The sequence below is a fragment of the Salinarchaeum chitinilyticum genome (assembly GCF_055390775.1).
On the sequence record NZ_AP043888.1, the window covers coordinates 2,679,616 to 2,694,055 of the forward strand.

A 14,440-nucleotide genomic window follows, 5' to 3' on the forward strand; every position below is an offset into this window, starting at 1 on the left:
CAATCGGCCGGCTCGCCACTCCTCGTTGGTAGCGCCAGGCGCCTCGACCAGGCTACTGGTCTCGCGGGTTCGATCCGAACGTTTTAGGACGAAAGATTCCCGACTAGTGGCCAATGGTCGAGGCCTTCGCCGTCGCGAGCGGGAAAGGAGGGACTGGCAAGACGACCTCCGCACTCGCACTCGGGATGGCGCTCGCGGAGGACTACGACGTCACCGTCGTCGACGCGGACACGGGGATGGCGAACCTGCTCTTCCACGCAGGCCTCGCCGACGTCGATACCACGCTCCACGATCTCCTCGTCGAAGAACCGGAGCTGCCCGTCGAGGAAGCGGTATACGAGCGCCACGGGATGTCCGTGGTGCCCTGTGGAACCAGTCTCGCGGGCTTTCGCGCTGCCCATCCCGAGCGACTTCGGGACGTCGTCGCCGAACTCGCCGAAGCCACAGACGTCCTCCTGCTCGACTCGCCGGCTGCCCTTGGATCGAAGAGCGCGGTCCTCCCGATCGTACTCGCGGATCGGACGATCACCGTCCTCCAGCCGACCGTCCCCGCTCTCAGCGACGGACTGAAAGTCAGGGAATACGCCCGCTCCTACGGTACCGAAGGTGCTGGTGTCCTGTTCAACCGCGTCACCGACGAGGGCGCCGTCGAGCGCGTCGCCGATTCGAGCGACCGGTACTTCGACGGGCCCGTCCTCGGCGTCGTCCCGGAGTCCGAAGCCGTCCGCGCCGCCCGGGAGGCCGGGAAGCCACTTCTCGCGCACGCGGGGGACTCCCCTGCCGCAGCGGCGTACCGCGAGGCCGCGCGAGCGCTTGACGTCGATGCGGGAGACGGCGGTGCGGACGCGGTCGCGGATCGGTTCGCAAGCGCGGTGGTGCCGGATCCGCCATGACGGTCCACGGCGGGCGGCTGGTCCACTCTCGAGTCGTCGCCGACCTCGGTGACGTGCTCGACGACGCCCTCGCGGACGGAGTTACGGGGTACGCCACGATCGAGCCCCAGGACGCGCTGCTCCTGGACGCCGAGGGCGTCGGCGTCCTCGCCCTGGAAGCGGGCGTTCCGGTGGCTGCCCGGCACACTGGTACTGGCCGCGTCGGTCGAGAGGCACTCGCGGAGCTATCGGTGCCCGGCCCCTGCCGCGTCGAGCTCTACGAGTGCGATCGACCGGTCCAGTTCGCCGACGATCCTTCGAACCGGATCCCGCCGGGATTGCCTGCGGATCGGCTCGTTCGCGACGTCGACCTCGCGAACCGCACCCGTTCGGCCGCGGCAGACCGCGGCACCGGCGAGCGGACCGACGCCGACGCGCTCGAGGCCTTCCTCACCGACGAGGATCGCGTCGACGCCATCCGCCGAGAGGCCAGGAACGAGGCACGACAGCGGGCCGCGGAGTGGGGGCTCGGTGACGCGCTGGCGGACCCGATCGAGGACGATCCGCTCGCTGCTGACGACGACGCGTGACCAGCGGGCCGATTCTCTCTGGCAGTTCCTCCGTGCCACCCTTCTGGCTCGCTCCTTCGAGCCGCTGGTCCCACCCGCTCCCTCGGGCCGCTGCTTCTTCCCTCTCCTGCGAACCGTCCCTTCCTGCCCGCTCCTACGAACCGTCCCCTCCCGCCTGCTCCTACGAACCGTCCCCTCCCGCCCGCTCCTACGAATCCTGCCTCTCGGCGTCCGAGGGATCGAATTCGACGTGCGCGGCCGTGCCCGCTCCGTTCGCTACAGTGAGAATCCCGTTATTTCCCGTGAAAAACGACCCGCAAAGCGCCTGGAAACCGGCAATAACTTATTTGAGGCGTTTCCCGCTACTACACGGACATGGATCCGGTGGCACTGTTGAGCACGCTCGGGAACAAGTACAATCCCGAGATTCTGCAGACGACCTACGAGCCCAAGTCGGCCCAGGAGCTCAGCGAGGAACTCGACATCCCGATCGCGACCAGCTACCGCCGGGTCGAGCAGCTCCAGGAGCTCGGGCTCCTAGAGCAGGAGGGCAAGGAGTTCTCCGACGAGGGACGCCAGCGGAAAGTCTACCGGCGAAACGTCGACGAGATCGTCGTCGAACTCGGCAACGGCGATCTCGACGTCGACACCACCGAGCGCACCGAGGCCAAGAACGCCCTCAACGACGTCTGGAGCGACCTCCGCGGGTAGCTGCCGGAGCAGTCTGCTGCAACTATCACAGCAGAGAATTTCTGGCGTGGATTTATGGTTCTCTTCGGGTCAGTCAGTGACAGTCCCGCAGACGCGGGGATCACAATGAAGTTCATCGAACTCCTCTATCTGGCGTTCAGCGGCACGGTGGCTGTCGCGGGCCTCACCATGGTCGGAATGGCAGTCCGCGCGTACGCCCAGACGCAACGTCGCCACATGGTCCACCTTTCGGTCGGGTTCACTCTGATCGTCGGTGCGGCCGTGGCGACGACGATCAGCGCGTTCATGAACGACTTCCAGAACCCTCAGTCGCTGTTGACGGTCAACTACTTCGTGACCACGCTGGGATTCGTGTTCATCGTCACGAGTCTCATCTCGGAGTGATGCTGCTTCGTCATTTTTTCGAAATTGAGAATGCCAGGGATACTATTCTATTCAGTGATATCTGCAACACCTCCGAGTTATCGAGCCCAATCCTACTTGGCAGATAGCGCGCAGCTGCTCTGAAAACCGTATTCTCGGCCTATTTCCTAGATTTTCGGCTTCGTTTGGCCAATAGCCTTAACATACTCTTTGCGAGGTCGGTCGACCAGGTTATCACCAGAGAAAATACTGCCACTGCATTTATACACTGTCGTCCATCCGATTGCAGGTACGCCCTCGAAACGGGGCTGGTCAACCAATGAATGTGATTCCAGACGAAGACGACCGCGGTCAGGTGGGGATCGGCACCCTCATCGTGTTCATCGCGATGGTGCTGGTCGCTGCGATCGCCGCGGGCGTCCTGATTAACACGGCCGGCTTTCTCCAGACGCAAGCAGAGAACACCGGTACGGAGAGTACAGAGCAAGTATCCAACAACATCAACGTCCTCGGCGCGGTCGGACAGGTCGGTCCGACTTCCTCCGAGGTCAACGAGACCCGTCTCGTCGTCGCACCTGCTGCCGGCTCCGACGACATCAATCTCGAAGAGGTGACGATCCAGTACGTCGCGGACGACACCTACGCGAACCTCATCCACAACGCTTCCGCCCAGAGCGGGGATGCGATCTTCAAGACGGTGGCTATCACGGCTGAAGACCGTGATGACAACGTCATGACCGACAGTTCCGACCGGTACGAGATGGTCATCCCGCTGAACACCAATGCGTCGGGAACGGGCGACAACTCCGCACTGAGCACGCTCACCGCGGGCCAGACTGCCGAGTTGACAGTCACGACCGAGGCCGGCGCACAGGTCGTGGCAACCATCCAGATGCCAGATTCGCTCGCTGGTGAATCCACTGGGGACACGGTGAGCCTCTGATGATCGACCTACTCACCCCCGATGATGACGAGCGCGGTCAGGTGGGAATCGGCACCCTCATCGTGTTCATCGCGATGGTGCTGGTCGCCGCCATCGCCGCGGGCGTCCTCATTAACACGGCCGGGTTCCTCCAGACGCAGGCGGAGAACACCGGTACGGAGAGTACAGAGCAGGTGTCCAACAACATCAACGTGCTCGGTTCCGTCGGCGAGGTGGCGGCCGACAACTCGTCGCTCGACGAGCTCCGTCTCGTCGTCGCGCCCGCCGCTGGCTCCCAGGACGTGAACTTGAAAGAACTGACGATACAGTACGTCTCCGACGAGGACTACGCGAACCTCGTCCACACGGCCGCCGAGGACACGAGGCCCAGCGACGCGGTCTTCAACACCTCTGCGATCACGGCCGAGGACCGGTCTGACAACGTCATGACCGACAGCTCCGACCGGTACCAGCTCACCGTGTACCTCAACGATTCGCTGAACGGTAACGGTAGCTCCGGCGTCAACACGACCGGCGACAACACCGCACTCAGCACCCTGAGTCCCGGTGAAGAGGTCGAGATGACGCTCACCACCGAGGCGGGCGCACAGGTCGTCGCGACCGTGCAGGTGCCCGACTCGCTGGCCGGAGAATCCGCCAACGACACGGTTACGGTCTAACTGCAGCTTTTCCTTTTCCACGTTTCTGATCCACCCCAGCAACGGCTACGGACGGTACGATCGTTGCCGTGGTACGCTGATTAGCGGATGAAGGGATCGGTCGAACCGATCCTGATGGCCGCACGAACCCTACCGTACTTGCCCGTAAGCCTATATGCTCAGACTGGCTACTGCAGTTATGGCACCAGATGGGGACCCCACCGACGAGGAAGGGAAGGTCCTCTCACCGCAGGAGCTAGAACTCGCCAACAAGGATGGCGTCGAGCAGCTCGACGAGGGACGATTCGTCGTCTCGCCGGACGGGACCGATCCCAACGTTCCCACGGAGCTCTCCGTCGATGGCGCCGCGGTCGAGTCCTCGGCGCGCGAGGAATCGGTCGCAGCGACGAGCGCCGAAACGAGTGCGTCGGACTCCGCCGCCGATGGGGCGGAGACTGGCTCCATCGACCGAACCGCGATCCAGGACTGGCACGAGGGGCAGCTGAGCGAATCGCCGTCGGCCTATGGCTACCACCTCTCTCTGAAAGCCGGCTCCGCGATCGACCACCACACGATCCACTCCGACGACGTCACGATGACGTTCAACAACCTCCTGCTGTGGTACGCGCGGACCGTCGACGGGGATCTCCCGCCCGGTGCGGTCCTCGGCATCCTCCTCTCCGACGCGAGCGTCCCCGTCCAGTTCCCGGTCAAAGCGCTCGAGCAGTTCGTGATGGACCAGGGGCTCTCGACGGACGATTCCATCGCCGACCTCCTCGAGACCGTCCGCGACGACGGCGGGATCGTGTTCCCTCCGCGAACCGAGTAGCTCACAGTCTGCCCGCCACCGATTCGGACGGAGTCCTTCCGAGCGCTGCCATTCTTCGACCAGTTCGGCCGATCCGGTCAGTCCGAACGGCGTTGAGCCTTCCTCAGCCGACGAACCGCTTCGAAACGTCGGCGGTCACTTTAACGTGTCGGCATAATTCTCTTTTGCAATAATCGGGGAATATCTTCGATCGCTGATGGAATGTCGTTCCGGGGTTTCGGCCGTTCGCACGTACGGCAATAAGACCTTTAAGATCTCCTGTTGTACAACTGTCCACGACTTCACGCGGTAGCAATTCAGCGCGAATCTACAGCTAACAGACGAGAATACGATCATTAAAATGAGCGATAATTGGGGGCGGTGACGATGGAGGACGAGCCACAGAGCGGCGGTCTCGGACTGGTCGGCTCCGTGCTCTCACGACTGGGTGGCGAACCGGACGAGGATCGCGAACGGCAGACCGAAGCAGCCGCTCGCGATACTCCCGCGACACCGGATGGCGACGACGGCCGACCACTCACTGACGGCGGCGCCGACGACGCACCCATCGGCGACAGCCCCTGGGCCGAAGACGACCCGATCGTCTTCGGCGACGATACCGACGCGGACCACGGTGCAGCGCTCCTCGACGCAGTCACCGAATCCGACGAGGAATCGGCTCCGCCATTTGGCGGTGACGGGCCGGGCAATCAGACGGAATCGGACTCCGAGCAGGCGGCCCCCGGGCACGCCGACTCCGGTCCCGAACAGTCAGACCGGATCGATCCGGACCGGATCGACGAACTCGAGGCCAGGATCGGTGCGCTCGAATCCGATCACGTCCAGCTCGATGCGACGATTGCCGAGCTCGCGAGTGCCACGACCTCCCTCCAGGTGGACGTCGAAACCGTCGGCGAGGACGTGCGACAGCTCGTCGCACTGCTCGGGGGCATCGCGCTTGCAGGAGAGCAGGTCGACCGCGAGCAATCCGGCGCAATCGGACGCCCCGAGGAGTTCGAAGAGCGGATCGAGTCGCGGATCGAATCGAGGCTCGACGAAGCTGTCGACTCCGCTGTCGCGTCCGCCGTCGAGGGCACTGTCGAGGTAGCGGTTCACGATGCGATCGACGAAGCGCTCGAAGCGTTCGACGGAACGACGATCTCTGACGGAGCTGACTCGTCCGATGGAACAGAACCGTCTGGCGAGACGGGTGAGGACGTGGCGGACGGCGCAGCCGACAGTACGAGCGACGGCGACGACCACGATATGGCGGCCGACGCCGTCCCCGAGGGCATCCACCGCGGCGTCGGCGATCCGCCGGCAGTCGATCCCGATTCAGATCCCGACGTCGAGGGGAACGCTGACGCCACTGCCGATGCCACAGACGTCGACGGGACCGGTGAAGCGGCTGTCTCGGCACCAGCCGCGAGCCCAGCCGAGGAGCCTCAGGAGCCTGCCGGAGAGCCCGGTGCGCAGGCCGAAGCGTCCGGCGAGCCAGCCCGGGAGCTCGTCGATCCTCGAACGGAGGCAGTCGGTGCACGACTCCGCCAGTTCCGGGAGGGGTTCGTCGACGATCCGACCGCCGACCTTCCGACGGGCAACACTGCCGACGAGTTCCGCTTCGACAAGATCCTCCTCCCGACCGACGGGGCAGCCGCGCCGGACCTCTCGGCCGGCGAGCTGGCGAAGCCGTACCTCGAGACGCTCCCCGACGGGTACGCGGCCGACGCCGTCGTACTCGAGTGGCTCGACTGGCTCGTTTCGGCTGCGGATTGCCAGACGGCGGCCCACGCGGTCGGCTACTACGAGTCTATCGAGTGGCTGACCGACGACGTGCGCGAGGAGCTGCTGGGCTACCTCGAGGGACTGGGACGGATCGACGGCGACGCGAACGTCCAGGCCGTCGACGAGCCGCCCGAAGCGCTCGATCTCCAGGACCATCTCAGGAGTCTTCAGTACGTGACCGAGCTCGCGACTGGGGAGGTGGGAACGGATGGGATTTAGCGTCAGCGGCGCGACCGCCATCATCCTCATCGGCGGGCTGATCGCGTTCAGCTTCGCTTTCAGCGCGGTGAACAACGGTTACGAACGCGTCAGCGAAGCCCAACAGGAGCAGTCGGACAGGCAGCTACTGCAGACGAACTCCGACGTCGGGATCGCGAACGTGAGCTACGACGAGATCGGCTCCGAACTCACCGTCCGCGTAAACAACACGGGATCGGCCGTACTGACGATCGAAGAGCTGTCGCTACTGGTCGACGGCGACTACCAGGGGAACGTGACGACGAGCGTGGACGGCGACGCCGAGACGGCTTTGTTACTCCCGGGCGAACAGCTCGTCCTGACTGTGGATCGGGCCAGTCAGCCCGACCGGGTCAAGGTCGTGGCTGGCACCGGCGTTGCGGCGACCGAGACGGGGGTGACTGCCAGTGCGTAGTTCCGCTCTGGCCCGGCACGACGCAGCAGGCCAGAGCCCGGGCGAGGGCTTGCGGGCTCTCGGTTGGTCACGAGCGCTGGAGGTGATCGCCCATGGCTAGCGTCTCCGTCTCTCATCTCATCATCTTCATCGCGAGTATGCTCGTCGCGGCGACGGTCGCCGGCGCGCTCGTGACGGGGGTCGATCGGATCAGCAACTCCGTCACCGACAGGAGCATCGGGACCAGCGAGGAGGTCCGGACGGATCTCGTGATCATCTCCGACCCCGGCAGCGGTGCGATCTACAATGAGTCCGGCGGGGCCGGCGTCGTGACCGTGCTGGCGAAGAACACCGGATCGGAGAACCTCGCCGCGACGGCCGACCAGATCGACGTGCTCGTCGACGGCCGGTACGTCGCGGGCGGCGATCTCAACGTCACCTCACTGGAGGGCGACCCACAGAGCTGGGTGACCGGTACGGTGATCCGCGTCGAGATCGACCGGACGCTCGACGCGGGCGATCACCGCGTCCAGCTCTCGGCGAACGGCGACGAGGAGGTGTTACGGTTCCGCGTATGAGTGGACGCAACCTCGTCTCCCTCGGGCTCGACGATCGCGACCGGCTCAACAGCGAGCTCGGTGGCGGGATCCCTCGCGGAAGCATCGTCATCATGGAGGGCCAGTACGGCGCCGGGAAGTCCGCGCTGAGCCAGCGGTTCACCTACGGCATCTGTGAGGAGGGGCACACGGCGACCTTCCTCTCGACGGAGCTGACGGTCAAGGGGTTCATCGACCAGATGCACTCCCTGGACTACGGCGTCGAGGATCACCTCCTGGACGAGCGACTGCTCTTCCTCCACGGCGACATCGACTCGACGGACACGCTCCGCGGTGGCGATTCCGAGGAGGGCGATCGCATGGAACTCCTCAAGCGGCTGATGGAGGCGGACACGATGTGGCAATCGGACGTGATCATCCTCGACACGTTCGACGCGATCCTGCGGAACGATCCGAAGTTCGAACACCTCGTCCGGCAGGGCGACGAGCGACAGGCGGCACTGGAGATCATCTCCTTCTTCCGGGACATCGTCGCGAGGGGGAAGATCGTCGTCCTCACCGTGGACCCGACGGCCGTCGACGAGGAGGCGATGGGTCCGTTCCGCTCGATCGCCGACGTCTACCTCGAACTCCAGATGATCGAGGTCGGCAACGACGTGCGCCGCAACATCGCAGTGAAGCGGTTCACGGGTATGGGCGAACAGGTCGGTGACTCGGTCGGCTACTCCGTCCGATCGGGCATCGGAATCGTCATCGAGAGCAGGAGCGTGGCCTAACATGGCGGACCACGGAACGAAGCAGATCACGCCCGAGCTTCGGAAGGTCGCCGGGCGACGGCCCCACCTCGCCCAGCACCTCAAGGAGTTCAAACGCATCACCGGTGAGTTCCCCGAGCTCATCGAGGAGCCGACCGGCGAGTACGAGACCCACCGGCCGAACGTCCTCTACCCCGTCGGCGGACCGATCTACTGTCACGTCTACGGCGACCTCGGTCGCGACACCAAGTACTACGCGATCGAGCCGACGCTCGACGACACGGAGGTCGGGCTCTACAACGACGTCCGGCGACGACTCCTCGAGCGCAGCGCCTCGAAGCCCGCGCCGGAGACCGAGGAGGAGTACGACCAGCGCATCGACGAACTGCTCGCCGAGACGGTAGCGATCGAGGGGCGGGAGGTCGGGACGGTCGATCAGCTCCTCGATCGGATCAGCGGCGGGCCAAAGACCGTCGACCGGCAGACCTACGAGAACATCCGCTACCAGCTGACCCGTGACATCGTCGGATTCGGGCCGCTCGAACCGGTCATGCGCGACCCCGCGAACGAGGACATTCACGTGATCGGCCCCCAGCAGTGTTTCGTCGATCACGACACGTTCGGGATGCTCGAGACCACCGTCGAGTGGGGCTCCAACGAGGAGTTCGACAACTGGCTGCGCAACATGGGTGAACGGATCGGCGACCCCCTCAGCGACTCCGATCCGATCGTCGACTCGACGCTGCCCGACGGCTCGCGTATCAACATCATCTACTCCGACGACGTCTCGATCCAGGGCTCCAGCCTGACGATTCGGCAGGGCGAGGAAGTGCCGCTGTCGGTGCTCCAGATCACGAAGTGGGGGACGCTCTCCCCGGAGCTGGCGGCCTACCTCTGGCTCTGTCTGGAGAACGAGCAGACGGTGTTCGTCGTCGGGGAGACGGCATCGGGGAAGACGACGACGCTCAACTCCATCATGTCGTTCATCCCCCAGGACTCGAAGATCTACACCGCGGAGGACACCGCAGAGGTGCTGCCGCCACACGACACCTGGCAGCAGCTTCTCACGCGGGAAGGCGGGAACGAGGGCTCGGACGTCGACATGTTCGACCTCGTCGCGGCGGCGCTGCGATCTCGCCCGGATTACATCATCGTGGGCGAGGTTCGTGGCGAGGAGGGTCGCATGGCGTTCCAGGCCGCCCAGACGGGCCACCCGGTCATGCTCACCTTCCACGCGAGTGACATCGTGTCGATGATCCAGCGGTTCACTGGGGACCCGATCAACGTCCCGGAGACGTTCATGGACAACGCCGACGTCGCGCTGTTCCAGAACCGCGTCAAGCAGGGCGACGACGTGCTCCGTCGCGTGACCTCCGTCCAGGAGATCGAGGGATACTCGAAGGAGATGGACGGCGTCGTCACCCGCCAGTCCTTCTACTGGGATCCCGCACAGGACGAGATCGTCTTCCAGGGGATGAACAACTCCTTCGTGCTCGAAGAGCAGATCGCGACGCTGCTCGGCTACGAAGACACGCGGGAGATCTACGACGAGCTCCAGTTCCGCGCCGACCTCATCCGACGGATGATCGAGGAGAACGTCCTGGGCTACCACGAGGTCAACGAGGCGATCGCCGACTTCCAGCGCGACGGGATCGAGGGGCTCCCCTTCGACATGGCCCGAACCACGTGATATCCATGCCGGGTGCATTCGTGGGGGATCGACCGGTTCGAACGGGGTGCTCGTAGCCGTGTCGACGGCTGGCTCCAGCTCCGGCGCGGTCCGTGGCAATCTACTGCTGGGAGCGCGTGCGATCGTCGACTCCTACGAGGAGATGGAGATGCCGATGGAGCGGTATCTCCTGCTGGTCGTCGCGCCAGCGGCGTCCTTCTTCGTCTTCACGCTGGTCGCGACGCTGCAGGTGCCCCTGCCGCTGGTGCTCCGTCTGCCGATTCCCGCACTGGGATTCCTCGGCGTCGTCGCGGCGGTCATCTACCCAAAGCTCGCCCAGAACCGGGCGAAGGCCGCGATCGGGGACCGACTCCACCTGTTCGTCACGCACATGACGATCCTCGCGACGACCAACATCGACCGGGTCGTCGTCTTCCGGAAGCTGGCCAACGAGGACGAGTACGGGCCGCTCGCCGACGAGATGCGACGCATCGTCGAACTCGTCGACACCTGGAATCAGAGCCTCGACGACGCCTGCCGGATGCGCGCTCGGCAGGTCCCGAACGAGGCCCTGGGCGACTTCCTCGAACGGCTGGCCTACACCCTCAACGCCGGACAGGAGCTTGGCGACTTCCTGCTTGCCGAACAGGACATGATCATCCGGAACTACGTCACCCACTACCAGTCCAGCCTGGACAACCTCGAGGTGCTGAAGGACCTCTACCTCTCGATGATCCTCTCGATGACGTTCGCGCTCGTGTTCGCGGTCGTCCTGCCGATCCTCACCGGCTCGAACCCGATGGTGATGGTCGCCGCGGTCATCATCATGTTCCTGATGGTCCAGCTGGGGTTCCTCTACGCCGTCCGGGTGATGACGCCCAACGACCCGGTCTGGTACCAGGACAGCGACAAGCGTCTGCCCTACGATCTCCGCGCCACTGCGAGCGTCGTGATCGCCGTCGCGCTGGTCTTCCTGATCTCCGTCGTCGCGATCTTCTCCGCGCTCGGCATCCCGCCGCTCCCGCCGGGGCTCCACGAGTCGATCCCGCTCCCCTTCTACATCGCGATCCCGATCACGCCGTTGCTCATTCCGGGGATCGTGATCCGGCAGGAAGAACAGCGCATCCGCGGCCGGGACCAGGAGTTCGCGAGCTTCATCCGGGCGCTGGGCGCCAGCGAGAGCGTCAAGCAGTCCACGACCTCGAACGTACTCTCGACGCTGCGGACCCGCAACTTCGGTGCGCTCTCGGAGGCCATCGACAATCTCTACAAGCGGCTCAACATCCGGATCGACACGCTCTGGGCCTGGGACTACTTCGCGGCGGAGTCCCACTCCTACCTCATACAGAAGTTCAGCGAGATGTACGTCGTCGGTCGCGAGATGGGCGGCGATCCGAAGGTGCTGGGCGAACTGATCTCGAAGAACCTGAGCGAGGTGCTCCAGCTGCGCGAGCAGCGGGCGCAGTCGACGGTCACCTTCATCGGGCTGCTCTACGGTATCACGGCAGCGGCGTCCTTCGCCTTCTTCATCGGGCTCGAGGTCGTCAACGTCCTGACGGAGATGTCCGCCGGCATCCAGACGCCCGACAACATGGCCGTCGGGAGCATCATCTACCCGGACATCTACAACGTCGTCCTGATCGAGTACTTCCTGTTGATGCTCGTGTTGCTGAACGCGCTCATCTCCTCGCTGATGATCCGGGCGGCCGACGGCGGCAACAGCGCCAACGCCTACATGCACTTCGTGTTCCTGACCTGGATCGGTGCGACCGTCGGCTGGTTCACCCGTGTCATGATCGGCGTCTTCCTGACCGTCGGATAGTGCTCCCGGCTGCCGACGCGGATCAGTTGCCCGATCGCTCCGATGCGCGGACGTTTTGCACGAGCGCTCCCTGACGGTTACCTATGGAGAGAGACGCGGCCGTCGATCGCGTCGAGCGCCTCGTCGACGCCGTAGCGACCGAGCGCATGCCTGTCCCCGTTCGCGAGGTGTGGGTCTACGGCGACCTCGCGCTCGGCGTCGACCCCGTCGATCGCCTCGACGTCTATCTGACGAAGGACGTCCTCCTCGAGGACGACAGCGAGGTCGACGGCTCGGAGGTCGCTGCGACCACCGGCGTCGAGGGCATCGGCTCGACCGTCCGCGCGGACTGGGCCACAGAGCATCCCGAGTTCCTCCGCTCGAACCCCAACGGCTACGCCGCACCGGAACGCTGTCTCGCCGCCCACCTCCTCGAAGACGACGAGCCGATCCACCTGGAGGTCTGTAACACCGGCTTCGAGGACAACGTCACCCAGCGGCTCCGTGGCGCCGCCGCACGCGAGGCCTACGAGCAGGTGCTCGACCCGCGCGGCGTCTGCCTCTGGGCCGAGGGCGTCAGGAGCGAGACGGCCTTCGAGAAGCTCCGCGAGTCCGCGCTCCCGTTCCCACCGCTCTCGGACGCGCTCGAACAGCTGGGACTCGACGCCGACGCGGCCGAGCAGGCAGCGCAGTCAGTCCACTCCTGGCGCGAGGAACAGGAGGGTGCGACGGTTCGCGGTGATGTGGTGTAGCGACCGCACTTCGAGCCCCGTCCCGAACGCCGTTCGATCCGCAGCTTCGGTCCTCAGCTTCGGTCCTCTGCTTCGATCCATTGTTTCGGTTCCCGCTCCGACCCCTCTGCACGGTCCTCTGCCCCAGCCCTTTGCCTCGATCGCCTTTCGTTCTGTTACAGGCGTCGTCCGGCGGATTTGCAGCCGTGCGTCCGCCGCAATCGAGCACTACCCGTCGCTCTCGCCGTCGCTCACGCTGTCCCTCTCGTCGGCTCTCTCGCCGTCGTTTGCCCGATCGCGCTGTTCCTGCACTCGCTGCATCGTCTCCTGGAACACCGCCTCGATCTCGTCGTCGGAGAGCTCGGCGGACTCGTCGTCGGCTGCGTTGCCGCCCGCGGCAGCAACTGAGCCGTCGCCCGCGCCGTCAGCTGTGCCGTCGCCTGCGTCCTCGGACGCGTCCTCGATCGGTTCCGCAGTGCCCGTGCCCTCGGTCTCCGGTGGATCGACGGGCTGCGGGTCGGCGGTCTCGAACCCGTTCTCGGTCGATGCTGGCGCAGCGATCGGTTCGTCGCCGGAGGGATTCGTCCCCTCTCGCTCCGCTTGCGCTGGCGCATCCTCGCCGCCGTCGTCCGTGGTTCCGGCGTCTTCGTCGCTGGTGTCCTCCGGTCCGGTATCGGGAGGTTCGCTGTCATCCTCACGGTTTGGTGTAGTTGGCGAACCGTCGTCGCCGTCACTATCCGACCCGTCGTCCCGACCGGTCCCAGGCGGGACCGTTCCGGGTGGAACCACCGGCTCCTCGTGATCGGTCTCCCGGATCCGGAGCGCGAGCTTCCAGACGCAGGTCGCGATGGGGCTATCGGGCTCCGCGCGGAGCACGGACGTCCCCGCGGCTGCAGCGGCGTCGACGGTCGGATCCTCGGGCAGCACGCCCAGCACCGGTGCGTCGACGGCCGCCAGCGCGTCGAGGGCGTCGTCGACCTCCTTGTGTGGGACGCGGTTGGCGAGCACCCCGCGAACCGGAACGTCGAACGCGCTCGCCAGCGTTTCGGGTTCGGCGACCGCGCTCGCGACGTCGGGATCGGTGACGATCACCGCCTCGTCGGCGTGTCCGAGCCACGCGGTCCGCGCGAGCGACAGTGAGCAGCCACAGTCGACGACGACGAACTCGAAGCGCTCCCGGAGCTCCTCGTAGAACGTGTCGACGGCGTCGGGCCGGACGGCGCCCCAGCTCGTCTCCGAATCCGCCGGGAAGACTGCGACGTCGTGTGGTCCACTCGCCTGTACGTCGGCGAGGGACGTCCCGCGCCGGAGTGCGTCGATCACCTCGCCGTCACCGCCGACGTCGATCGAGTCCTGGATCCGCGAGCCCTCCTCCGTCGCGTCGACGAGTGCTACCCGGCGGCGCTGCTCGCCCAGAGCAGTCCCGAGCGACGTCGCGACCGTCGTGGTGCCTGCGCCGGCGATAGTGCCCACGACGGCGATGACGGTGCTCATTGTATCGAGCTACCGACTGCCACGCCATAACCGTTGCTTCAGTACGTTGATGGGTCGGCGCGACTGCCCGTCTCGACGGTAGTAGCCTCCACGGCGCAGGATCGCCTGGCTGG

At 65.3% G+C, this 14,440-nt stretch carries 15 protein-coding genes; 14 read left to right on the forward strand and 1 reads right to left on the reverse strand.

Translation table 11 applies throughout. The features are described 5' to 3' along the window. Nucleotides 1-113 precede the first annotated feature (113 nt). The 14 genes from ACZ5KP_RS12995 to ACZ5KP_RS13060 all read left to right on the forward strand — a co-directional run bounded on the left by ACZ5KP_RS12995 (nt 114) and on the right by ACZ5KP_RS13060 (nt 12,854). A complete protein-coding gene (locus ACZ5KP_RS12995) occupies nt 114-893 on the forward strand; it encodes a nucleotide-binding protein (protein WP_460918172.1) in 780 nt (259 codons plus the stop codon). Next, the gene (locus ACZ5KP_RS13000; protein WP_460918175.1) at nt 890-1,462 is read left to right on the forward strand and encodes a DUF8054 family protein; all 573 of its coding nucleotides are present in this window, start codon (nt 890-892) and stop codon (nt 1,460-1,462) included. The genes ACZ5KP_RS12995 and ACZ5KP_RS13000 overlap by 4 nt, the downstream gene beginning before the upstream one ends. A 354-nt stretch (nt 1,463-1,816) precedes the next feature. Continuing rightward, a complete protein-coding gene (locus ACZ5KP_RS13005) occupies nt 1,817-2,152 on the forward strand; it encodes an ArsR/SmtB family transcription factor (protein ID WP_460918177.1) in 336 nt (111 codons plus the stop codon). 105 nt (nt 2,153-2,257) lie between these two features. Further along, complete coding sequence (locus tag ACZ5KP_RS13010; protein WP_460918180.1) at nt 2,258-2,536, forward strand: DUF7521 family protein; 279 nt, start codon at nt 2,258-2,260, stop codon at nt 2,534-2,536. 298 nt (nt 2,537-2,834) lie between these two features. After that, nucleotides 2,835-3,458 carry an archaellin/type IV pilin N-terminal domain-containing protein gene (locus ACZ5KP_RS13015; protein WP_460918182.1) on the forward strand — a complete coding sequence of 208 codons (624 nt, stop codon included), beginning with the start codon at nt 2,835-2,837 and terminating at the stop codon, nt 3,456-3,458. Beyond that, complete coding sequence (locus ACZ5KP_RS13020; protein WP_460918184.1) at nt 3,458-4,117, forward strand: archaellin/type IV pilin N-terminal domain-containing protein; 660 nt, start codon at nt 3,458-3,460, stop codon at nt 4,115-4,117. The genes ACZ5KP_RS13015 and ACZ5KP_RS13020 overlap by 1 nt, the downstream gene beginning before the upstream one ends. Nucleotides 4,118-4,295: 178 nt before the next feature. Further along, nucleotides 4,296-4,925, forward strand: a complete 630-nt coding sequence (locus ACZ5KP_RS13025) for a DUF7500 family protein (RefSeq protein WP_460918187.1) — start codon at nt 4,296-4,298, stop codon at nt 4,923-4,925. Nucleotides 4,926-5,291: 366 nt separating this feature from the next. Next, nucleotides 5,292-6,908 (forward strand): FlaD/FlaE family flagellar protein, encoded by a 1,617-nt coding sequence (locus ACZ5KP_RS13030; RefSeq protein WP_460918189.1) that lies wholly within the window; start codon nt 5,292-5,294, stop codon nt 6,906-6,908. Continuing rightward, nucleotides 6,898-7,341, forward strand: coding sequence for an archaellum stator protein ArlF (arlF, locus tag ACZ5KP_RS13035; protein ID WP_460918191.1), 444 nt, complete (start codon nt 6,898-6,900; stop codon nt 7,339-7,341). The genes ACZ5KP_RS13030 and arlF overlap by 11 nt, the downstream gene beginning before the upstream one ends. A gap of 92 nt (nt 7,342-7,433) precedes the next feature. Further along, nucleotides 7,434-7,898: an archaellum stator protein ArlG gene (gene arlG, locus ACZ5KP_RS13040; RefSeq protein ID WP_460918193.1), complete on the forward strand. Its 465-nt coding sequence runs from the start codon at nt 7,434-7,436 to the stop codon at nt 7,896-7,898. After that, nucleotides 7,895-8,653 (forward strand): archaellum protein ArlH, encoded by a 759-nt coding sequence (gene arlH, locus ACZ5KP_RS13045; protein WP_460918195.1) that lies wholly within the window; start codon nt 7,895-7,897, stop codon nt 8,651-8,653. Before arlG ends, arlH begins: the two co-directional genes overlap by 4 nt. Nucleotide 8,654: 1 nt before the next feature. Beyond that, complete coding sequence (locus tag ACZ5KP_RS13050; protein ID WP_460918197.1) at nt 8,655-10,322, forward strand: type II/IV secretion system ATPase subunit; 1,668 nt, start codon at nt 8,655-8,657, stop codon at nt 10,320-10,322. A gap of 58 nt (nt 10,323-10,380) precedes the next feature. Continuing rightward, on the forward strand, nt 10,381-12,123 hold the full coding sequence (flaJ, locus tag ACZ5KP_RS13055; RefSeq protein ID WP_460918199.1) for an archaellar assembly protein FlaJ: 1,743 nt from the start codon (nt 10,381-10,383) through the stop codon (nt 12,121-12,123). 83 nt (nt 12,124-12,206) lie between these two features. Then, entirely contained in the window at nt 12,207-12,854 is a 648-nt protein-coding gene (locus tag ACZ5KP_RS13060; RefSeq protein ID WP_460918201.1) for a DUF7095 family protein, read from the forward strand. Nucleotides 12,855-13,061: 207 nt separating this feature from the next. On the opposite strand, the gene ACZ5KP_RS13065 is transcribed toward ACZ5KP_RS13060, so the two are convergent. Continuing rightward, a complete protein-coding gene (locus ACZ5KP_RS13065) occupies nt 13,062-14,327 on the reverse strand; it encodes a MinD/ParA family ATP-binding protein (protein ID WP_460918204.1) in 1,266 nt (421 codons plus the stop codon). Nucleotides 14,328-14,440: the final 113 nt, after the last annotated feature.